This window comes from Salipiger sp. PrR002 (genome assembly GCF_010500775.1).
Lineage (GTDB): Bacteria > Pseudomonadota > Alphaproteobacteria > Rhodobacterales > Rhodobacteraceae > Salipiger.
In genome coordinates, this window is sequence record NZ_JAAGOU010000041.1 from 24,513 (window position 1) to 44,082 (window position 19,570).

21 protein-coding genes and 1 pseudogene are annotated in these 19,570 nt (G+C 63.1%); 2 read left to right on the top strand and 20 right to left on the bottom strand.

What is annotated here, in order from left to right; translation table 11 throughout:
• Positions 1–45 precede the first annotated feature (45 nt).
• Complete coding sequence (locus G0A00_RS23680; RefSeq protein ID WP_127109467.1) at positions 46–567, top strand: MarR family winged helix-turn-helix transcriptional regulator; 522 nt, start codon at positions 46–48, stop codon at positions 565–567.
• Positions 568–603: 36 nt separating this feature from the next.
• Here the strand turns inward: G0A00_RS23680 and G0A00_RS23685 are convergent, their stop codons facing one another.
• The 19 genes from G0A00_RS23685 to G0A00_RS23780 form a co-directional block, all read right to left on the bottom strand.
• Positions 604–1,227, bottom strand: coding sequence for an isochorismatase family protein (locus tag G0A00_RS23685; protein ID WP_018065867.1), 624 nt, complete (start codon positions 1,225–1,227; stop codon positions 604–606).
• A 10-nt stretch (positions 1,228–1,237) separates the two neighbouring features.
• Complete coding sequence (locus G0A00_RS23690; RefSeq protein WP_111772988.1) at positions 1,238–2,065, bottom strand: IclR family transcriptional regulator; 828 nt, start codon at positions 2,063–2,065, stop codon at positions 1,238–1,240.
• A 444-nt stretch (positions 2,066–2,509) separates the two neighbouring features.
• Positions 2,510–3,220 carry a TRAP transporter large permease subunit gene (locus G0A00_RS23700; protein ID WP_203595500.1) on the bottom strand — a complete coding sequence of 237 codons (711 nt, stop codon included), beginning with the start codon at positions 3,218–3,220 and terminating at the stop codon, positions 2,510–2,512.
• On the bottom strand, positions 3,198–4,130 hold the full coding sequence (locus tag G0A00_RS23705; protein ID WP_164184738.1) for an IS5 family transposase: 933 nt from the start codon (positions 4,128–4,130) through the stop codon (positions 3,198–3,200). The genes G0A00_RS23700 and G0A00_RS23705 overlap by 23 nt, the downstream gene beginning before the upstream one ends.
• Before the next feature lie 62 nt (positions 4,131–4,192).
• The gene (locus G0A00_RS26640; protein WP_368667743.1) at positions 4,193–4,780 is read right to left on the bottom strand and encodes a hypothetical protein; all 588 of its coding nucleotides are present in this window, start codon (positions 4,778–4,780) and stop codon (positions 4,193–4,195) included.
• A gap of 42 nt (positions 4,781–4,822) precedes the next feature.
• A complete protein-coding gene (locus G0A00_RS23715) occupies positions 4,823–5,551 on the bottom strand; it encodes a DUF736 family protein (protein WP_164184737.1) in 729 nt (242 codons plus the stop codon).
• Positions 5,552–5,675: 124 nt separating this feature from the next.
• On the bottom strand, positions 5,676–5,978 hold the full coding sequence (locus G0A00_RS23720; protein ID WP_089423635.1) for a hypothetical protein: 303 nt from the start codon (positions 5,976–5,978) through the stop codon (positions 5,676–5,678).
• 100 nt (positions 5,979–6,078) lie between these two features.
• Positions 6,079–6,540, bottom strand: a complete 462-nt coding sequence (locus tag G0A00_RS23725) for a hypothetical protein (RefSeq protein WP_164184736.1) — start codon at positions 6,538–6,540, stop codon at positions 6,079–6,081.
• A 1-nt stretch (position 6,541) separates the two neighbouring features.
• Positions 6,542–6,928, bottom strand: coding sequence for a DUF6878 family protein (locus G0A00_RS23730; RefSeq protein ID WP_037240036.1), 387 nt, complete (start codon positions 6,926–6,928; stop codon positions 6,542–6,544).
• 121 nt (positions 6,929–7,049) lie between these two features.
• Positions 7,050–11,312 (bottom strand): bifunctional class I SAM-dependent methyltransferase/DEAD/DEAH box helicase, encoded by a 4,263-nt coding sequence (locus G0A00_RS23735; RefSeq protein ID WP_164184735.1) that lies wholly within the window; start codon positions 11,310–11,312, stop codon positions 7,050–7,052.
• Positions 11,313–11,418: 106 nt separating this feature from the next.
• Positions 11,419–11,694, bottom strand: coding sequence for a type II toxin-antitoxin system mRNA interferase toxin, RelE/StbE family (locus G0A00_RS23740; RefSeq protein WP_071974127.1), 276 nt, complete (start codon positions 11,692–11,694; stop codon positions 11,419–11,421).
• On the bottom strand, positions 11,681–11,980 hold the full coding sequence (locus G0A00_RS23745; RefSeq protein ID WP_044353023.1) for a type II toxin-antitoxin system RelB/DinJ family antitoxin: 300 nt from the start codon (positions 11,978–11,980) through the stop codon (positions 11,681–11,683). Before G0A00_RS23745 ends, G0A00_RS23740 begins: the two co-directional genes overlap by 14 nt.
• A 104-nt stretch (positions 11,981–12,084) precedes the next feature.
• Positions 12,085–12,741, bottom strand: a complete 657-nt coding sequence (locus G0A00_RS23750) for a hypothetical protein (protein WP_164184734.1) — start codon at positions 12,739–12,741, stop codon at positions 12,085–12,087.
• Between the two features lie 103 nt (positions 12,742–12,844).
• Positions 12,845–13,438, bottom strand: coding sequence for a regulator (locus tag G0A00_RS23755; RefSeq protein ID WP_164184733.1), 594 nt, complete (start codon positions 13,436–13,438; stop codon positions 12,845–12,847).
• Positions 13,439–13,514: 76 nt separating this feature from the next.
• On the bottom strand, positions 13,515–15,497 hold the full coding sequence (locus G0A00_RS23760) for a ParB/RepB/Spo0J family partition protein (RefSeq protein ID WP_164184732.1): 1,983 nt from the start codon (positions 15,495–15,497) through the stop codon (positions 13,515–13,517).
• A 154-nt stretch (positions 15,498–15,651) separates the two neighbouring features.
• A complete protein-coding gene (locus G0A00_RS23765) occupies positions 15,652–16,041 on the bottom strand; it encodes a DUF3768 domain-containing protein (protein ID WP_164184731.1) in 390 nt (129 codons plus the stop codon).
• Positions 16,042–16,128: 87 nt separating this feature from the next.
• Positions 16,129–16,338: a DUF6330 family protein gene (locus tag G0A00_RS23770; protein WP_005617043.1), complete on the bottom strand. Its 210-nt coding sequence runs from the start codon at positions 16,336–16,338 to the stop codon at positions 16,129–16,131.
• A gap of 23 nt (positions 16,339–16,361) precedes the next feature.
• Positions 16,362–17,300 carry an ArdC family protein gene (locus G0A00_RS23775; RefSeq protein WP_164184730.1) on the bottom strand — a complete coding sequence of 313 codons (939 nt, stop codon included), beginning with the start codon at positions 17,298–17,300 and terminating at the stop codon, positions 16,362–16,364.
• 40 nt (positions 17,301–17,340) lie between these two features.
• Positions 17,341–17,811, bottom strand: a complete 471-nt coding sequence (locus tag G0A00_RS23780) for a hypothetical protein (protein ID WP_230798038.1) — start codon at positions 17,809–17,811, stop codon at positions 17,341–17,343.
• Between the two features lie 187 nt (positions 17,812–17,998).
• On the opposite strand from G0A00_RS23780, the gene G0A00_RS23785 reads away from it, so the two are divergent.
• Positions 17,999–18,768 (top strand): IS5 family transposase gene (locus tag G0A00_RS23785; protein ID WP_235956766.1). Its coding sequence is split into 2 segments (ribosomal slippage): positions 17,999–18,335 and positions 18,335–18,768, totalling 771 coding nucleotides; the frame shifts between segments, so codons are not numbered across the junction.
• Here G0A00_RS23785 and G0A00_RS23790 read toward each other — a convergent pair.
• A pseudogene (locus G0A00_RS23790) lies at positions 18,752–19,570 on the bottom strand (endonuclease); the annotation flags it as partial. The gene G0A00_RS23785 and the pseudogene G0A00_RS23790 sit on opposite strands and share 17 nt — an antisense overlap.

Here is a 19,570-nt window from a genome sequence, read left to right on the forward strand (position 1 = left end):
GCTGGCGACGGGGCTTTCGTTTCTGGCCGATTGAGACCGTTCCACATGGATGAAACCGCGCCCTCGGGGCATGAAGACTTCGATCCCAAGCTGACCAAAGAGCGCCTCGCGCGTCTCGTTCGTCTCGCCGCCAGGGCTTTCAACCGTTCGCTGCAGATGCGCCTTCAGGACGAGGGGATCACCTTCGGCCAATGGATCTTCCTGCGCATCCTTTGGTACAATGACGGGTTGTCGCAGCGCGAGCTGAGCCAGCGCGCGCATCTGACCGAACCCACCGCGCATGCCGCGCTGACCAAGCTGGAGAAGCAGGGCGTGATCACGCGGCAGAAGATGGACGGCAACAAGCGGACTTTGCGGATATTCCTGACGCCCAAGGGCTGGGAATTGCGCGACCGGCTGGAGCCGATGGCGCATGACGTCAACCTGATCTCGCTGAAGGGGCTGGAGGAGGACGAGGTGCGCGTGCTGCGCAAGGGTCTCCTGGCGATCATCACGAATCTCGAGGCCGATGAGAACGCCGCCGCCGAGCAGGGGATCAAGGTGCCCGCGACCCGGTCGAGCTTCTGACCGGGTCGCAGGCGGGTTGGTGGGGCAGGGCGCCGTTCAGGCGCCCGCCATCTCGCGCATCAGCGCCGCGTCGAGCGAGACCACGTCGGCATATTTCGCCTGCAGGTCCAGCAGGCTCTGCTCATGTGCGGGCTGGCTGCGGTCGCCCACCGCCTCGCGCACGACGATCGGACGGAAGCCGTTCTGCAGCGAGTCCACCGCCGTCGCGCGCACGCAGCCCGAGGTCGTGCACCCGGTGATCACGAGCGTGTCGACACCCTCGGCCACCAGCCGGCTCGACAGGTCGGTGCCGAAGAAGGACGAGGCGTATTTCTTCACCAGCGTGCGTTCTCCGGCCGCGAGGCTCAGCCTCGGGTCCAGCTCGGCCCCATCGCCGCTGGCGGCCAGAGTCTTCAGCCCGCCCTGTTTCAGTGGCCAGATCCCGGCGTCAGACAGATCCGGCTCGTCGTAGCGCACGGTGGTGAAGAACACCGGCTCGCGGCGGGCCGCGAAATCGGCGATCAGTGCGTTGATCGCCACGATCTGCGACGACAGGTCCGCGCCCAGCGGCAGGTCGGGATTGGTGAAACCCTTGATGACATCGATCACCACCAGCGCCGAGCGGCGGCCGAAACCGATGGTCTGCCCGAATCCACGGGCCTTGAAGGCTTGTTCGTCCATGAAGTTTCTCTCAGTTTGGATCCCGGAAGCCCAGGGATCGGGATATGGAATGGGCATAGAGGCGGTTGAGCCGCCCGGTATCCTCGCGCCGGCCGTCGCGGCTGCCGTCACGGTCGTAGATCGTGCTGAGCACGCCCACCGGCGCACCGGTCTCGTCGCGGAAGGCGCATGCTGTGCCCTCGATATTCTCCAGCCCGCTGCCGAGGTTCTCGGCGTAACCCAGGTCGCGGGCGGCGGTGACGTGCTCGGCCAGACCCTCGTAGGTCAGGCCGCTGTCTTCCAGGTGGCGGCTGATCTCATCGCGGCGCGAGGTCAGCTCGACCTCGGGCTTGGCGGCGATATAGGCGATCTGGAAGGCCACGAAATCGGACCAGCCGTTGATGATTCGCCAGATCGGCACGCGGGTGCCCGTGGGCCAAAGCCTGCGCATGGGATGGGCGATCGGCGTACCGATCCGATCATAGAGAATCAGTTCCTGGCTTTCCTCGGCTGCCAAAGTGATGTGCACGAGGCAGTTCGCCTTGAGCGCGAGCCCGTCCGCGTCGTTCAGCGCAACTTGCCCCGCGCGCGAGTGCAGCCAGACCTCGTAGCCCATCTCCCAGTAGCGCAGCGAAGGGCTGTAGCGGGACTTGGCGTTCTTGTGAACGAATCCATACGCCGCAAGGGTTTGCAACAGGCGGTGCACGTTGCTCTTGGTCATGCCGAGAGCCGCCGACAGGTCGCTGATGCCCGCCGGCGCCTCGCAGGTTGCCAGGTGCCGCAACAGGATCAGCCCCTTCGAGAAGGACTTGTCAAGACCTGCCTTATTGTAGGGCAGATCGGGGCTTTCGTCGGTCATGCTGCACGCCTCACTCGACGGAAAGAAATGTGAAAGATTATTCTCTAATTCCGGTACGCATTTTCTACAATATAGAACACTGGAGGCCAATACGATCCGCCATACCGGAAAGCCCCTTCTCACCACCGCGCTTTCTTCCGCGCTGTTCGCAGGTGGCTTCACCGGCCCCGCGCTGGCGCAGGAGCTGAGCCAAGGGCATCTCAACATCATCGGGCTCAGCCAGCTTCATGCCGCTCTATGCCGAGCGGGATATGCCGTTCTGGACCCAGACCCTGGCCGAGGTGTTCTCTGTGACCTCGAACTGAACGGGGCGTTGGGTCTTGCTCTGGATGACGGAGACGCGCACGCAACCGCCGTTGACACCGTGAACCTTGATCGCCTCATTGTCCGTCTCCTGGTTGGGGCGGACTCTACCTCAAACTGGAGGAAGAAGTGGGGCTCAGGTCAGAAGGAGCGATGCTTACGTAGACAGCATTTAAAACCCCACTGCATCATCCTATCCGGAAGATATGTGGCCAACGCCGGGAACAGGATCAGGATCCCCACCAGCAGGATCATCGCCACCCAGAACGGCAACACGCCGAGGAAGATTTCAGCCAGCGGCACCCGGGGCGCGATGGATCGGACGATGAACACATTGACCCCGACCGGTGGCGAGATCATCGCCATTTCCAGCACGATGACGATGATGACGCCGTACCAGATCGGATCGAAGCCCAGCCCGATGACGATGGGGTAGAGGATCGGCATGGTCAGCACGATCATCGACAGCCCCTCAAGGAAGCAGCCCAGCACCAGATAGCACAGCAGGATCAGCACCAGCGTGGTGATCGGCCCGGCGGTGACCCCGGCCAGCCATTCGCCCACCACATGCGGCACGCCGGTGAGCGAGATGAACGGGTTCAGGATATAGGCCGAGATCAGGATCAGCATCACCGTCGCCGTGGTCCGGCCGCTGCCGAGGATCGCCCGCCAGAGCCCCGCCAGCGTCAGGCGGCGCAGCGCGAAGCCCAGCACGATGGCCAGTCCCGCGCCGACGGCCGAGGATTCGATGGGCGAGAAGATACCGGTGTAGATCGGCTCTGTTGCGCAAATCGCCTGATGGCCGAGGTTCCCCTTTCCCTGGACAGACTTATGCCACGGCTTCCGTGACAGGGATGCCGAGCGCGGTGTAGCCGTTCAGGACGGCGATGCGGACTTGGAGCTCGGCGACCTGACGGTCGAAGTCCCGGGCCATGAGCCGCTGGCCCAGCAGTTTCACGCAATGCATCTTCGTTTCGACACGGCTTCGGCGGTGATATCCGCTCCATCGTCGCCAGATCGCGCGGCCGAGGTATTTCGATGTCCGCAGTGCTTCGTTTCGTGCGACCGCGCCAGCGGTGAGAGCCTTCCACGGTTTGGCGTTCTTGCGGGGCGGAATGACAGCGTGGGCGCCACGGGCAGCGATGGCATCGTGACATTTGCGGGTGTCGTAGGCACCGTCTGCGGTGACGCTCCCGATCTGTTCGTTCGACGGAATCTGGCCGAGCAGGTCGGGCAGCACCGGTGCGTCACCGATATGGCTCCCGGTGATCTCGACAGCGCGGATCTCCAGTGTTTCCTCATCAATCCCGAGATGGATCTTGCGCCAGACCCGCCGTTTGGGGCCACCGTGCTTGCGGGCATGCCATTCGCCTTCGCCCTCGACCTTGATGCCCGTGCTATCGATCAGCAGGTGCAGTGGCCCGTCGGAACCGCGATATGGGATGTTCACGGCCAGCGTCTTCTGGCGGCGCGACAGCGTGCTGAAGTCTGGGACCTGCCAGTTCAAACCGGCCAGCCGCAGCAGGCTCTCGACGAAGCCGGTCGTCTGCCGGAGCGCCATCCCAAACAGCACCTTCATCGTCAGGCAGGTCTGAATGGCAGCATCGCTGTAGGTCTGCTGACGACCACGCCTGCCTGTCGGCGCGGCATCCCAAGTCATAGTGGGATCGAACCAGATGGTCAGCGATCCTCGGCGCTTGAGCGCTTCATTGTAGGCTGGCCAGTTCCTGGTCCTGTAGGTCGGGGATGTGGGTCTGCTCATGCACCTGAGCTACCATGCTGGATTCACGAGATGAATCCCTCACGAGATTTGCGCAACAGAGCCTATTTGCGGGCATTGTCGTCAATCGTGCCGTGCCAAAGCTTCGAGACGAAGGCCCGGGCGTCTTGGACTGTCATGTCTTTCAGCGAAGAGGACAGCGCCATGAAAAGCTCATCCTCGCTGATCGCAGCGGCGCGGTGCATGGCGTCCGCGTAAAATGAAGGGTCGTTCAGGGCCTGCTCGCGCAACGGCATAAGCGCGAGGTTCTCTTCCGGGATCGCCATGAAGATCGTGTCCTGCAGGTCGGTCAGATAGGCGCGGCGCGATGTGGACACCGGCTTTCCCGCTGTCTTGGCCTCCAGATATGCCTGCATTGTCCTGTCGAGCTTTGCCCTTGCATGGGTCATGATGACGGCGCGCTGTCGGGCGAGTAGCGCAAATCCGGTGCAGCGCTCGATATGGGCGAGGAGATCTGCAACCTCTGCCTCAACATTAAAGCTCTCGAACCATGGAACCGTCCCTGATCTAGCCGCCACGCGCCCGCCCTCTATATTACGTGAATATATTATTGTATCGCATTTACACCAGATCGCAAGCGGGTGACGTCCTTCACGCAAACGGACATGGAAAAAGGGGAACCGTGGTCCCACGGCTCCCCTTTGGGTTCAGGTCGTCTCCCCCTCGCGCGCCGATTAGGCGACCAGCGAGAGCCCCATGCCCGCGTCCTGCGGCTGCTCACCGCTGTCGATGAACGGGATGATCGAGAAAGTCTGCCCGCCGCGCTGTTCTTCGTTCTGCACGGCGTTGACGCGCAGGTCGCCATCGGGCGTGTTGATCAGCAGCGACAGGTAGTCATTGCCCGTGCGGCTGCTTTTGGCCATCCAGGCGGAGCCGACGCGGATCGGGGTGCCCCGGGGCGAGCTGACCTCGATCCGGTAATCGGGGTGGGTCTCCTCGGATTTGTAGCTGTTCTCGATCAGCATGAACTCCAGATCGAACATCATGTTGGCGATGTAGCCCGTGAAGGCGTTGTCAGCGTCCATGGCGGTGAGCTCACCCGAGATCGAGCCGGATTTCATCAGGCCGTTCGAGACCAGCGGGATGATCTCGAATTCGCCGCTCTGGGCCGCGCGCGCCTCTTTCGTCTGCACCGCGTTGACCCGGAACGGGCCGAGGCCGACATCGATCTGCATCGAGATGTAGGGGTTGCCGCTGGTATTCCCGGTCTCGTTCCAGGCCGTGCCGATACGCACCTTGCGGCCTGATTTGTTGACTGCCGTCACGTCGTAATCCGGGCTGCGAGCGGACATCTTGGCCCGTGCCTCGAGCTGGATGGCGATGTCAAAGCGCGTCGAATGGATCATGCCGGTGTACTCGGCGGCTGCGGTCTCGACAGTGCGGGTGAGGGTTCCTGCGAACATGGGATGGTTCCTTTTGGATTGGCCGGTGCCTGACGTTTTTGCCAACGCATCCGGGATTGCTTTCTCGACCCCTTGAGGGATCACAAATCAGAAAGCCTGCTTTCCTTTCAGCCCCGCCCACGGGTCAAAGCTGCCGTCCGAGTGGGAATGCCCCCGCGCCTCCGGGTGCTACGCCCCTCCCCTGCCCGTCTGGTCTTGATTGGTTGCCCGGATTTTCTGCGGCGTCCTTCGATTGCGCGACGAAGAACTCCGTTTCTTTTCCGTTCAACCGGTGCCCGCCCCGGTCGGTCAGACCGATGCAGCTACCATTCGGCACATAGGTGATGAGGTACTGACCGAGCCGGTCCTTGTGGACAACGTAGCCGGTATTGGCCCAATGCACGGTCTGGCCGGCATCAACGGCCGCCTTGATGTCTTCGAGTGTCATGCGAACCTCCTTACGAAGAATGGTGGGGAAACGACGCAAGAAGTCCGATCTTCCGACCGGGCTTCCATGCAAGATTTGTTTGGCAAACGGCCGAGAGCTGTCAGGCGCTTTGCGTGGCTTGCGTCGCGCGCGCCGCCATCCAATCCTTCAGGCCAAGAACCGTTCTTCCGGCGGCGACCTCGGAGGCCCAGGCAACCCTTGGGTCGCCGCAGGGCTCGGAGCCGGAATGCCGGTCGATGTGGCCATTGGCCATCCATGGCTCAGGCTGTATCCGTCGCAGCCAGTCCGCCATGCTCGGGATGCGGCCCTGGCAGTCTTCACGGATATGCTGCTCGCCGATCCAGCGCACGGGGATGTCGCGGCCTGCACTATTGGTCAGTGTCAGGCCAAAAACCCGTTCGGCCTCAAACAGGCCTTGCGCATGGTGACGCATGGCGCGGTGCGTGAAGAGCGCGAGGTGCTCTTTCGAGGCGTCAAACCAATCGTGCACAGACTGATAGTCAGTCGGCACCCCGCCGAATTTCCGGGCAGAGCTTTCAGCATGATGAAGCGGATGGGCCATCTCAAAGCCCCTCGTCATAGCTGTGCGAGCATTCGACATAGCGGTCCGCGTGATCGAGGATGATGCTGTCTAGTGCTATGTCCCAGGTCAGCGTGCCGTAGCCGCCCTCGTTGTTTTCGAACCCCGGGTGATGGTGATAGGCGAGCGACCAGGCGAAGTCGCCAACCTCTGTGGCAAGCGCCTCCGGCAGTTGGACCTCTGCAGGCTGCACCGTCACATCCTCGACATTGCCGGAGTCGCCATAGCCTTCGTATTCGGCAGTGACCTCGCTGATGCCAAGCGCACGTAGTTGCGCGAGCAGCTCCGTTCGGGATGCCTTCAATGTGGTTTCGCGCTCTGCACGCCACTGAGCCGCCATTGCGGCATAGTCGATCTGGGGATTGGTCATGGGTCTGTCCTCTTGTCTGAATTTGGGGGGCCGGGCGTGGCATTGGTCTGCCCGCGCCCGGAAAGCGCAGCCCGGGCAAACCCCGATCCGCGACGCCCGACCGAAAGCCCGCTTTGACTTTTCAGGCGGCTTGTTCTGACGTCATGCTGGCTTCCTGCCCCACGATCCGGGCCAGAATGCTTCCCGTGTCGATCCCGTCCCCATGCGGCAGGAACACCCGTAGCTGGAAGGCAATGATCTCGGTGAAACACCCCATGGCCTTGAGACCTTCAATCATGCCCCGATCCGCACCGCCCAGCTCGAGACGCATCTCGCCTGCGACCCGGCGACGGGTCAGGGTGAGACCCCGGCCCAGATCGACAGGTGCGGTGGTGCCGAGGGCGGCGGTCAGCATCTCCTGCGCTGTTTGCGGGTTGGACACGAGGAAGCGGGCGCGCAGCGCTGCCGCCCCTTCCTCGCTCAGCGTGCGCCCGATCATCGCCGTCGCCCCGTCAGGCGTGACCCGGTAGATGCGTTCATTGGTGGTCGGAATGTCCTTCCAGATCGGCAACAAGAGCCCGGTCAGCAGGTAGAGCTTGGTTGTGGTGGTTTTTGGCAGGGACGCTGCCTCGGCATCCCAAAGCTTTGCAAACTCGGGCCTTTCGATGTCTTCCCAGGCCGAAGACGTGAACCGCGCCTCCTCCAGGTAGCTCGACCCGTTTGGCCGCACAACCTTGCGCATCAGCGTGACGATGTCTTCGTCATACATCTGCATCGGGCGTGCCGAGATGAGCGCCGCGCGACCGGAGGCGCGATTGACCATCGGCAGCTTATCCGGATTGCGCGATATGGCCTCTTCAGCGCCCAAGACATGGACCGGGTCCGTCACCTCGAGCCCGATGATCCGCGTCACGGCGCCGGATTTCGGGCAGGTCCAGAGATCCTCTGTGGAGACCTGCTCGATCTTTTCGCCGCGCAGGGTTTCCACGCCGAGATCGAGCGTGCCTGCCGCGCGCGCGCGTTCGGTCTGATCAGCGATCCGCCTCATGAACTCGGCAAAGAGCGCGTTCTGCATGTGGATGGGCAGGGCCAGAACTCGGTTGAGAAACCGCTGGATCGGCGGCAGCTCCTCAAGGAGCACCCCGTCCTTGTCGATCAGCCGCAGGGCTGTCCAGTCGGTGAAGCTCTCGTAGCTCATCGCCTCAGCGCGCCCGGCGGCAAGATCGGCGAAATACCCACGCAGCGCCGCCCGCGCGATCGGGCTTTCGAGATTGTCCTCCTCCCGGAACATGCCCTGCGAGCCGGTCTCGCGCTGACCCTTGGTCAAGGCCCCCAGCTGGTCGAGGCGTTTGGCTATAGTCGAGGTGAAACGTTTTTCGCCATGCACATCCGAGGTGCAGACCCGGAAGAAGGGCGCGCTGACCTGAGCCGAGCGATGCGTGCGCCCGAGCCCCTGGATGGCCGCATCCGCGCGCCAGCCGGGCTCCAGAAGATAGTGCCGCCGCCGTTTCTGGTTCTTCGCCGTTTGCGCCGCGTGATAGGACCGGCCCGTACCGCCCGCATCGGAAAAGATCAGGATATCCTTCTCGCCGTCCATGAAGGCTTGGGTCTCCGACGAATTGCTACTGGCGGAGCGCTTCTCGATGAAGAGATGGCCATCCTCGGCCTTGAGGGGCCGGATGGACCGCCCCGTGACTTCTGCCACGGCCTCGTCGCCAAAGGCCCAGAGGACCTGGTCGAGCGCCGAGGGGATCGGGGCCAGCGTCATCAACTCCATCATGGCCGCGTCACGCAGGGCGAGCGCCTCGCGCGAGACGACCAGCGCGCCGGTCTCATCCCGCAAAGGTTCCGCCACCATGTTGCCGTCAATTTCCACAAGCTTTTGCGCATGAATCGGGAAGGCCTGTTCGAGGTATCCCAGGACGTAGTCGCGCGGCGTTAGCGCGCCCTCGACCAGCTCGTCCTCCTGGTCCATAATCTCAAGCCGGCGCTTCAGCAGGCTCTCACCCGTCGAGACCACCTGAATGACGCAAGCCTTGCCCGCCGCCAGGTCGTCCTTGATCGCGCGGATAATGCTTGGAGCCTTCATGCCCATCAAGAGATGGTTGAAGAAACGCTGTTTCGTGCTCTCGAAGCGGGACTTGGCCGAGGCGCGTGCGGCCGAGGCATTGGTCTCGCCCGAGGCGTCGTTGACCCCAGTCGCGGTCAGCGCCGCCTCGAGATTGTGGTGGATCGTGCGGAAGGCACCCGCATAGGCGTCGTAGATCTCGACCTGGGCCGGGGTGAGCGCGTGCTCGAGCACGTCATACTCCACGCCATCAAAGCTGAGGGCGCGGGCCGTGTAGAGCCCGAGCGTCTTTAGATCGCGCGCGACCACCTCCATGGCGGCGACACCGCCAGCTTCCATCGCCGAGACGAAACTCTCGCGGCTTGGGAAGGGATATTCGGGGTCTTGTCCCCAGAGCCCCAGCCGCGCGGCATAGGCCAAGTTGTGCACGCTCGTGGCACCCGTGGCCGAGATGTAGAAGACGCGGGCGCGGGGTGCTGCCAGTTGCAGCCGCAGGCCCGCAAGGCCCTGCTGGGAGGGTTTGACCCCCCTGCCCTGCTCGGACCCTGCCGCGTTCTGCATGGCATGGGCCTCATCGAAGGCCAGTACGCCGTCGAAGTCTTCGCCCATCCAGTCGAGGATCTGGCTCAGTCGCGTGGTGCCGCATTTGCCCGCGGACCGCAGCGTGGCGTAGGTGACGAAGAGGATACCGTCACCCATAGGGACGGGCTGGTCCGGTTTCCATTTAGAGAGCGGCTGGATATCTGCGGGCGAGCCGCCGAGATCGGTCCAGTCGCGGATGGCGTCCTCGATGAGCGTGGCGGATTTGGAGACCCAGATCGCCTTCCTGCGCCCGGAAAGCCAGTTCACGAGAATGAGCCCCGCGCATTCGCGCCCCTTGCCGCAACCGGTGCCGTCGCCGAGGAAATAGCCAAGGCGATAGGCCCGTGCGTCCGGGTCATCATCGGCGCGCGTCAGCTTGGTCTGGTCGTCATCGATTGTAAACCGCCCCGGCAGATCGCGCCCATGGGCATCATGGGCCATGATGATGGTCTCGAGCTGCGCCTCGGAGAGATCTCCCTCCTCGATCAACCGTGCGGGCAGGCGCAAGTCATCACTGCCCGTATTTGAGGGCATGGGCGGGGCAACCGAGGCCATGGCGATGCTTTCGACCAGCGGCGTCGGATGTTCCTGCGCACCCGCGATCTCGATCCGCTGCGGACGGTAGCGCGCATAGATGTCCGAGACCGGCGTGTTGTCGCGAGGGGTCTCAAAGCTTGTGAAGCTGAGCGGACGGACGGCATTGGCCCGGGGTTTGGAGGCGGCGACAGGCGAAGCGGCGGTCTTGCGCGGGGCAGAGGATGGAACGGTCGGCCGCCCGTTAGGGATCGCCGCTGCCTGTTGTACGGGGCGCATCTCGGTCCGGGTTGCGGCCACGGCATCGACATATGCCAAGGCTTCATCCAGATCCCGCACAGGGACGCGGATCATTTCGCCGTCCTCCTGCACCTTGTCAAAGACCATGAGCTGGGTTTCGACAGAGGTGCCGAGCTTGCGGTAGACCTGCCCCGGCATCGTCAACGCCAAGCGCGGCGTCAGGAGACCGCAGGCGCGTGACCAATGCGCGGCATCGCGTTCGGGCGCGAATCCCGGCGGCATGATCGCCACCAGGCGCCCACCTGGTGCCAGACGCTTTGCAGCCGCGACGAGATGTTTGGCGGCGATGTGCTTGTCTCGGGAGCGATCGACCGAGGAGGCGAAGGGCGGGTTCATCACCACGACGTCGGGTAGAACCGGCGACTGCAGCAGATCGTCGATATGCTCGCCGTCATGGCCCGTCACCTCGCCGCCGAAAACCGCGCGCAGGAGGCGCTGGCGAAAAGGGTCGATCTCGTTGAGCAAAAGCGTGGCACCGGCCCGGGCGGCGAAAGTAGCCAGGGCACCGGTGCCAGCCGAGGGCTCCAGCAAAGTCTCGCCCTTGCGAACGGCTGCCGCCCGCACGACCATTGCCGCGAAAGGCAACGGCGTGGAAAACTGCTGCAGCCGGATCTGCTGCTCTGACCGGCGGGTTTCCGTCAGCAGCCGCGAGGCAAGCAGCTTTGCAGCGGCGATGTCATCTGGCACGCCGTTCCCACGCAGCAGCACTTGGACAGCCGCGGCCTGCATCAGGTCATAGGCTATGCGCCAGTCCCAGGCGCCCCCGGCATCGCTGCCACGAAACGTCTCGCGCATGATGCGCGCCAGCGCTGAACTGCGCAGGGGTTGGTGGTCGACCTCCGCACCGATCTGTACGAGGGCAGAGGCGAGGTCAGTGTCGGAGATTGAGAGAGCCGGATTTGCCGGTTTGGGCTTGGACATGGGGGTTTCCTTTGGATCAGGGTCTGAGTTCCAAAGGACAAAAAGCCCGCTCTACACTTTGAAGGCGTAGAGCGGGCAATTTCTTAGCGGAGGGCCTGCACGCCGATCATGGCCACTGCTGCGCAGCATGAAGTACGCGCAAAATGGTCACCATCTCAGGGCTTTCAGCATAAACCACGATGTAGTTTGGCCGAACAACCATCTCCCTAGTCCCGTCCACACGGCCCGCGCGGTACATCTGAGGGCGTTCTGGAAGGAGGGACGTCTTGTGTTCAATCTCGTCTTTGAGAACTTGGGCGGCATCCGGGTTGTCGTCAGAGATGTAGTCAATGATTGCCAACAAGTCGGCGATGGCCGTGGCTTTCCATTCAAGATTTGGCAAGGCGCTTCCCGTCAATCAATGCCTGGGCGTCTTGCATCGCCTTGGCATGGGGCGTTGTGGGCCTTGGATCGTCCAGCGCTTCCTGTACCTTCGCCCGGAACCAGGCATCATAGGCATCCGGATCAGCGGTCAATCCGGCAGGCAATCCGCCTTCTGCGGCCACGCGGGTCAGAAGAATACGCACCGCATCGGAGAGCGTCAGACCGACGCCCGCAAGTGCGTCCGAAGCCTGTGCTTTCAGCTGATCGTCAACACGAACATGAAGCATGGATGTTTGGGCAGGCATGAATGGTCCTCCAGTTGATGGGAGTGATGTATCTCATTTGAGATACGATTTCAAGTCGGTATTATGTGCGCGCGTGGTTCCGTGGTGTTGTCTCAGCGAGAAACTCAACCACCCTGCCCCGCCAGAAACTCCGCCAGCACAGGACTGGCCGCACCCTTCGCGGAACTGAGCAGCTCCGAACCCGCAAGCGTGGCCTTCGAGAGGCGTACGAGCCCACCGGTTTCCTCGATGCGGTAACAGCGGCGTTTTTGCCGACCCCGCCTGTAGTGGGTCGCGGTGACGATCTGGCAGGTGCTGCCATCGGTGAGCGTCACGGGCGTGGCGAGCCTGATCTTGTCGCCTTCCTCGTAGTCCGGGATTGCAGCCCAATTCCGGCCGCGCTGACGCCAGTCCTGCGCGTAGCTGTCCGGGTCTTTCAGGTCGGAGAGAAGCTCGATCAGCCCAAGGGGAGCACGAGATTCGTTCGGGCCAGCGCTTTCCTCCATGTCCTTGTAGCCCCAGCAGCCGTCATCGTATCGGGTGAGGAAGACAGCCCCGAAAGTGATTGAGCCATCCGCATCGGTCACATAGGTCGCGTCCTCGACAGGGGTGCCGTCGAGATTGGTGACCTTTGCCGCCGCATACCAGGTTGAGCCGACCTTGCAGGCCTTGACCAGTTCGGTTTTGCGCGTGTCGCCATGACAGGTGCAGAGCCGGGCGATTTCCGCTTTCTCATCCGCGTAGTTCTGGACGCGGCCGTCGGTGTAGAAAAGCCAACCCATTTCAGAGTCCTTTCTCTCGTTTGGGAAAATTGTTGTCGCCAATGTCCCGAGAGGGCCGCAGGCCCGGCAGGGTATTGGCGATGCTTGTTTGAGAAAGGGCGGGTTACGCCACCCTCCGGTCATCGATTTCCATCAGCGCATCGAGCGGCACGCGGTAGGGCTGCATGGCGTCGAAATCCTCGCAATTGCCGCAGTTCTGCACGATCGCGAAGGCGTCGCAGGCATCCTTGAGGATGACCCGGAAGGTGCCGCCGAGGCCTGACGGCACCTCGTAGGTCCCGCCGATGAGATAATCCGAGGCCCGGCGCACGAAGACGCGGATGCTGTGGCCATCGGTGGCGAGCCGGATCGCCCCCCGCCCCCGGTCGATGAGCACCTGCACGTCATCCAGGATGTCGGTGTAGAACTGGCCGGTCAGATCGCGAAACGCCATGCGGCGCTGCGCCATCCAGTCGGTGTCCCGAAACGGGTTCATGCCTTCGGCGAAGGCGAAGGACGGATCGGCCTGTTCGGTGGTGACGATGCGGGTGGTCGTGCCATCGATGCCGTTTGAGCGCAGATGCACACCATTGCCGACGATGAGGATCAGGGCCGGCCTGTCCACGGGCCCGTTCCAGTTGGGCAGGAAGGTTTTGCAGGCGCGCGCATGCGCGATTTGCGCCGCAACAGCGGAGGAAGAGAACTTGAGAATAGCCATGGGGATGTCTTTTCGTTGGGTGTGGGAGGGTCGACCCGCGCGGGTGGCATGATCCACGCGCGGGTCGCGTGAGGACTCAGGCCGCTTGCGCGACCTCGCTGTCAGGCTCCGGGGTGTCCGCAGTGGGCTCCGCCTCATCACAGGCGACACCGGCGGTCTGCATCATGGGCGGGCACCAGGCGGCCACCGCGGCGCGCTGCGCGTCCGTGAGCGTGGCGAAGGGATCGGCGAAGAGCTTGTCGCAGAAGGCGACGATCTCCTTCTTGCTCGACGAGGCCAGCGTCACCGCCTCCTGGGCCAGACCCAGATCCTCGCCGAGGATCTTCAGGAGCCAGGCCTTTTTGAAGCGGTTGAAGAGCGCCGCATTCGGCGTCCAGTGGGCGCGGATATCGGGCATGATCTCGATTTCGAAATCATGCATCAGGCTGTCGCGCCGAGGATCCCGCGCGAAGCAGGACTGCGTGGTGCTGGCCGTGGCATAGGCCACGAGCTTGGCCTTTTCACCTGCCTCCAGCGCGCGAAACGCCGCGAACTGATCGGCGGGCGCGCGGGTGTCATCAAGCCAGGACTGATCAAGCGCATCATGTGCCGCGGCCACCTGCTCGAGCGAGGTCTCGTCGATCTCGTCCATCTTGGCATGGCTGCGGTATTCCTTGCGGGCCTCGATCTTGATCGCCTGCGTGACACTCATGCCGCTGGCCAGAACATCACTGACCAGCTTGAAGAGCGTCAGATCGAGCGTGGCCTCCGGATGCAGCGCCATCGCGGCGCCAAGGGCCATGGCTCGCTCGGTCTTGAGGTCCTCGGCCAGCGAGGCTGGATAAGTGATTTCGCCCGGGTCCGGGGCCTCCTCCCCGGTTGGGCTAGCCGAGGAGCCGCGCGCGCCCTCCTCTTTGACGGTGTCCTCGGGGCGGACGAGGCCAACATGGAGCGTGATCTGCCCACCCTGCCACGAGGCGATCACCCCAGACCGTGCGAGGTCCTCGGCGCTGTAGGCCTCCTGCTGATCGCGCGCTTCCTCTTCCAGAGCGTCGACGCGGTCGTAAAGGGCATTGTAGGCACCGTCCTCGAGCCCCTCATCCTCCATCTCGAGCTGCAATTTCTCGAGCTCGGCGGTGATGTCCTGAATGCGCTTCTGGGCAGCCTCATCCGGCTCGATCGGGCCGGGATAGACGCGGCCGTAGTCGGCCATGGTCGCGTAATCATAGCGCACCATCGCATCGGCCCAGGCAAAGCCCAGCTTAATGCGAGCCTCTTCGGCGGCGGCACCGAGCTTCTCGAGCAGGATGGTCTCGACCAGTGCTGCATCCTCCAGCACGGAATGTTCTTCCAGAAGGTCAGCCGCGACAACGCCGCCCCGCGCTTCGTAGTCCGCGCGCACAAAAGCCCCGATATCATCGCTGACCTGCACACCGCGGGATTTGAGCGCCTGACGGACCGTGTAGGCCTGCAGATAGCCGCCGTCTTTCGTGAGCGCCTCGAAGACCTCGCGCTGCGCCTCCTGGCTCGGGTGCTCGGCGAAGGCTTTCATCGTGTCGAGCGTGATCACCTTGCCCCGAGCCGCGGCGCGGATGTCGGGGTGGATCAGCCCATAGCGCAACCGGCCTTTCACGGCCGCCACCGTGGTGCCGAAGGTCTTTGCGATGGTCTCAGGCGTCTGGCCGTCGACCTCCATCATCCGCGCGAAAGCCTCGAACTCATCGATGGCATTCATCGGTGCCTGGGTGATGTTCTCGGCGAGCGACAGCGCCGTGGTCGCATCGCAGTCTTCCGGCACGAGGCGGCAGTCCACCTTGGTCTTCGCGGTGAACCCCTTCGCGGCCTTGTCGGCGGCAAGCTCCTGCAGCGCGGCATGGCGCCGACCACCGGCGAGGACAGCATATTTGCCGTCAAGCTTCTGGACCAGGAGCGGCTGGAGCAGGCCCAGAATAGCGATACTGGCCTTCAGATGGGCGATGTTCTCGGGGTCATAGGTTTCCGGCGCGTTGCTGCGCACATTGGCGGGATGCGGGACCAGATCGCCGATGGCGACGGTGAGAGGGGCAAAGCTTGTGGTCATGGGATAACCTTTCAGGTGGGTGAGATGCGGTCCGCGCGCTTGCGCGTGACCAATCCCCGGCTTCAGGGATCACCACGACAAAAGGCCCACTCTCCCTTTGAGGGGTCAGTGGGCCTTGAGTTTTCGGATCGACACTTTGGGGTAGCCCCCTGCCCTACCAGTCGCGCGCCAGCATGATGGTCAGCACGCGCATGGTGGTGGCGGAATTGTCCGGGGTCTCAGCCCCGAAGCGGAAATCCGAATCTGCCTCATAGAGATCGATTTTCCAAAACACGGTCTCGCCCCGGATCTCGACCATCCCGAAATCGTGCCATCCCTCGGGATCATTCTCAGGCTCGAATGTTGCAAATTCACCGGTGGCCTTCACCGCCTCGGCCATGAAGCCGTCGCTGGCCTCCATAAGCGCGCGGGTGACATGCATCCGGCCCTGGATGGGCTGCGCGGGCGGCACCCCAAGGCACGCGAGCTTGCGAAACGCGTCGTTTTGCGCCGCGATCACGGTCGGATCGGGACGATCTGGCTGGGGTTGCACGGTCATGGACATGGAGATCTCCTTTGAGAAGTTGAAACACCCTTCCCAAAGCCCGCTTTTTCTTTTCCGCCTGGCGGAAGGACCGAAGCAGAAGGTGCCCTACCCGAACAGCCCCTTGGGTCTGTAATTCGGGTTGGGGATGGTTTCGATCCAGCCGCCTTGTTCTTTGATGCTCTCGAGCGCTGCCGAGAGCGGATAAGCGCCCTCGGCAGCGCTCCACCAATAGGCACCGCGCTTGAAGGTGATGATCTTGCGGCGGCCGTCGTTGAAGCAGGCCACCCGCAGCGTCTTGGGTTCCTTACGTGACATGGGTGTCTCCGTTCTCCGTGCGGTCAGGCGGCCTCGGCACTGCGACCTGCCCTGCCCACCTCCGATCTGGCGATCAGATAATCACAGGCGCGCTGCGCGTCCGCGGCGTGCCGGAAGATCGCGCCCTTGTCCGACCGAAGGACGCGCAACCAGTTGTGGAGATAGGCGGCATTCATCTCGAGCGTATGCGCCGTGAAGCCGAGCGTCTGACCCAGGAACACCGAGGTCAATTCCGCGACGATCTCCTCGCGCGCATAGGACGTGTTGCCAAACTTCGAGAACCCGAAATCACGGTTCAGCCGATGTGGGGCTTTCGTGGCATGGGCCAGCTCATGCGCCCAGACTCCGTAGAAATTGCGCGGGTCCTGAAACCGCGTAATCGATGGCATGTAGACCTTGTCCACCGGCGGCAGGTAGTAGGCTTCCGTCCCCGTGAAGACGGTCGTGATGTCGATCGCGTCGAAAAACGCCTGCATGTGCGAGATGGGCTCGGACGGCGGGTGCTCGGGCGCGGGCTCAGGGTCGGGATAGAAGCTGTCGGGTAGCCCGTCGATCTGGCAGGCATTGAACACGCGGTAGGATTTCTGGAAGCGGAAGACGCGGGCTTCCTCGGAGCGATCATCCCTGTCGCTGCGGTCATCCTCATCGCCGGCGTCCCTCCGGCTTTGACCGTAGTAAACGACGACAGAGGACTTCTCGCCCTTGCGAACCTTTGCGTCCAACGCATTGGCTTGCGGCAGCGTCATCCAGAAAGGTGAGCTGTGGCCCGCCATCACGGTCCGCATCGTCAGCAGAAAGTTGTTCACCCCCTGGTAGGGTTCACCGCCCACGCGCACGGGGCGAGAGCTGCCGCCTGCGGTCCAGGGCTTTCGCCACGGCAGCACGCCGCGCTCGATGATGCGGATGATTTCGTTTGTGATGACCTCGGAGGCATCGAATTTGGGCGTGCGGGATCGGGCCATGGCTGGCGTCCTTTCGAGTTTTGGTGAGAGTAAGTGGTGATCAGGCTGACTGATGGGACCGCGGATCGTTGATGATCCTGGCACCGAGGGCTTCGACCGTGTCGATGTAGGTGGTCAGCGAGACGGACCTGCCAGGACCCCAAGGTTCAGGATCGACCGACCCGTCCTGCGCCACCCGTGGCAGGTTCGCGAAGGCGATGACGTCACTGATGGGTCGGATATCGATGAACGGGGTTCCTCGTGCGACCGCGAGGGCGGCCAGGGGAAAGCGCTCGATCGGCGCGAAGGTCGACACGGTAGTCCAACCGAGATGGAGGAATGTCCCACCCTCCCCGCAGATCACATGCGCGTTTGGCAATGACGCCGCCTGCTTCAGATAGCCGAGATCACGCAGGACGGTCTGGCGTTCGAGCCGCCGTGCCAGCGCCGTCTGGCCAGTTCGGCGCAGCTCTCTATGCCGCCACCAGGAGGCGGCGGTTGCGCGGAGCACGCGCAAGACACCTGATTGCATGGGAATGCCCTTCATCCGGAACGGCAGACCGGAACCCGGCCCGGACCCATCTGAGGGACCCCAAAGGCCCTCATCCGTCAGTCACAAAACCCGAAGAACACTTTCACTCTTTAGGGTCAGGACCCATTGATCTGCTTGAGGCTGCCGTCGCTGCGTGATTCAAGGCCCTGAGCTGACGGGGGTGATGATGAGAAATTTATTCTGGCTGACGGACGAGCAGATGGACCGGCTGAAACCGTTCTTTCCGAAGAGCCATGGCAAACCGCGCGTCGATGATCGGCGGGTTTTGAGCGGCATAATCTTCATCAATCGCAATGGCTTGAGGTGGTGCGATGCGCCTCGGGAGTATGGCCCCCCGAAGACGCTCTATAACCGATGGAAGCGGTGGGGTGACATGGGGGTCTTCGCCAGGATGATGGAGGGGCTGGCCTCGAAAGGCACCGAGCAGAAGACCATCATGATTGATGCGACCTACCTGAAGGCGCATCGCACGGCTTCGAGCCTGCGGGCGAAAAAGGGGGGCCTGACGACCAGCGCGGGCGCTTGATCGGGCGGACCAAGGGTGGGTTGAACACCAAGCTGCACGCTGTCACGGACGCCAAGGGTCGTCCGCTGAAGTTCTTCATGACCGCAGGCCAAGTCAGCGACTACACCGGCGCCGCAGCTCTGCTGGGCAGTCTGCCCGCGGCCGAATGGATGCTCGCCGACCGGGGCTATGACGCCGACTGGTTCCGGGATGCGTTGAAAGACAAGGGGATACGCCCCTGCATCCCCGGTCGGAAGTCGCGCGGCAAGACAGTCCGCTACGACAAACGACGTTACCGGCGCCGCAACCGGATCGAGATCATGTTCGGCCGATTGAAAGACTGGCGCCGCATCGCAACCCGTTACGACCGATGCGCAAAGACCTTCCTCTCCGCCGTCGCCCTCGCCGCAACTGTCATCTTCTGGCTTTGACGATCAATGAGTCTGGACCCTCGGAGAGCGGGCCCTCGACGTCGGCGTTTCGCACAAAGGCCATGACGGTTGGCGCTGTCTCTTCCAGATACCGGCGCTCGGCGTAGTCTTGTCGCGCCTGGTCCTCGATCTCGAAACTGCGTTCGCTGATATAGGCACGCGACGCGCCGAGCGAACGAAGGTGGTTGATTTCGTCCTCGACGGCCTGCCCGAATTCGTCATCCGGCATCTCCGTGCGATAGCGGGCGAGGATGCGGAGCTCTTCCGTGATCGGACCGAGATGATCCGAAGGATCCCGCAAGGCGAGGTCCATGTCGCCAGCATGAAGCGTGCGGTCCTGCGCCGATACCGCATATTGCGGCGGCATTCGACTGTCAGTCATCTGTCCCCAAGCCATCGAGGCCAGTTCGGCATGCTGCGGAGATCTCTGCGCGTAGGCATCGAACGCGTTGCGGGCCTCCTCCACCTCCACGGCGCCCGCCCGCCGCACCGAGGGGTCGTCGGAGAACGGATGATCGAAATCCGTCCGGCGGAACTGCGCCACCAGCGCCCTGAACGCCTGCCGCTCCGATGGAGCAAAAATGTCGGACCCGTCTTGCGCGAGATCGCCCCTAGGTGTCGTCAGCCGCTCGCCGAGCACAGCCTCAGCGTCATCCGCCTCGTCGACCTCGGTTGGCGCGCGCAGGACGCGCACGCCAGTCAGAACATCGCCCAACCGAACATGCACGGCTTCCAGCCGGTCGAGCGCTTCTTCCCGGTCCGCAGATTTCTCCAGATCGAGGTCGCTTGCTTTGGCAATCCC

Excerpts from the sequence above, each read along its gene's own strand:
- G0A00_RS23680 (WP_127109467.1), top strand. The coding sequence starts at position 46 with ATGGATGAAACCGCGCCCTCGGGGCATGAAGACTTCGATCCCAAGCTG.
- G0A00_RS23685 (WP_018065867.1), bottom strand. The coding sequence starts at position 1,227 with ATGGACGAACAAGCCTTCAAGGCCCGTGGATTCGGGCAGACCATCGGT.
- G0A00_RS23690 (WP_111772988.1), bottom strand. The coding sequence starts at position 2,065 with ATGACCGACGAAAGCCCCGATCTGCCCTACAATAAGGCAGGTCTTGAC.
- G0A00_RS23705 (WP_164184738.1), bottom strand. The coding sequence starts at position 4,130 with ATGAGCAGACCCACATCCCCGACCTACAGGACCAGGAACTGGCCAGCC.
- G0A00_RS23715 (WP_164184737.1), bottom strand. The coding sequence starts at position 5,551 with ATGTTCGCAGGAACCCTCACCCGCACTGTCGAGACCGCAGCCGCCGAG.
- G0A00_RS23720 (WP_089423635.1), bottom strand. The coding sequence starts at position 5,978 with ATGACACTCGAAGACATCAAGGCGGCCGTTGATGCCGGCCAGACCGTG.
- G0A00_RS23725 (WP_164184736.1), bottom strand. The coding sequence starts at position 6,540 with ATGGCCCATCCGCTTCATCATGCTGAAAGCTCTGCCCGGAAATTCGGC.
- G0A00_RS23730 (WP_037240036.1), bottom strand. The coding sequence starts at position 6,928 with ATGACCAATCCCCAGATCGACTATGCCGCAATGGCGGCTCAGTGGCGT.
- G0A00_RS23735 (WP_164184735.1), bottom strand. The coding sequence starts at position 11,312 with ATGTCCAAGCCCAAACCGGCAAATCCGGCTCTCTCAATCTCCGACACT.
- G0A00_RS23745 (WP_044353023.1), bottom strand. The coding sequence starts at position 11,980 with ATGCCTGCCCAAACATCCATGCTTCATGTTCGTGTTGACGATCAGCTG.
- G0A00_RS23750 (WP_164184734.1), bottom strand. The coding sequence starts at position 12,741 with ATGGGTTGGCTTTTCTACACCGACGGCCGCGTCCAGAACTACGCGGAT.
- G0A00_RS23755 (WP_164184733.1), bottom strand. The coding sequence starts at position 13,438 with ATGGCTATTCTCAAGTTCTCTTCCTCCGCTGTTGCGGCGCAAATCGCG.
- G0A00_RS23760 (WP_164184732.1), bottom strand. The coding sequence starts at position 15,497 with ATGACCACAAGCTTTGCCCCTCTCACCGTCGCCATCGGCGATCTGGTC.
- G0A00_RS23765 (WP_164184731.1), bottom strand. The coding sequence starts at position 16,041 with ATGTCCATGACCGTGCAACCCCAGCCAGATCGTCCCGATCCGACCGTG.
- G0A00_RS23770 (WP_005617043.1), bottom strand. The coding sequence starts at position 16,338 with ATGTCACGTAAGGAACCCAAGACGCTGCGGGTGGCCTGCTTCAACGAC.
- G0A00_RS23775 (WP_164184730.1), bottom strand. The coding sequence starts at position 17,300 with ATGGCCCGATCCCGCACGCCCAAATTCGATGCCTCCGAGGTCATCACA.
- G0A00_RS23780 (WP_230798038.1), bottom strand. The coding sequence starts at position 17,811 with ATGCAATCAGGTGTCTTGCGCGTGCTCCGCGCAACCGCCGCCTCCTGG.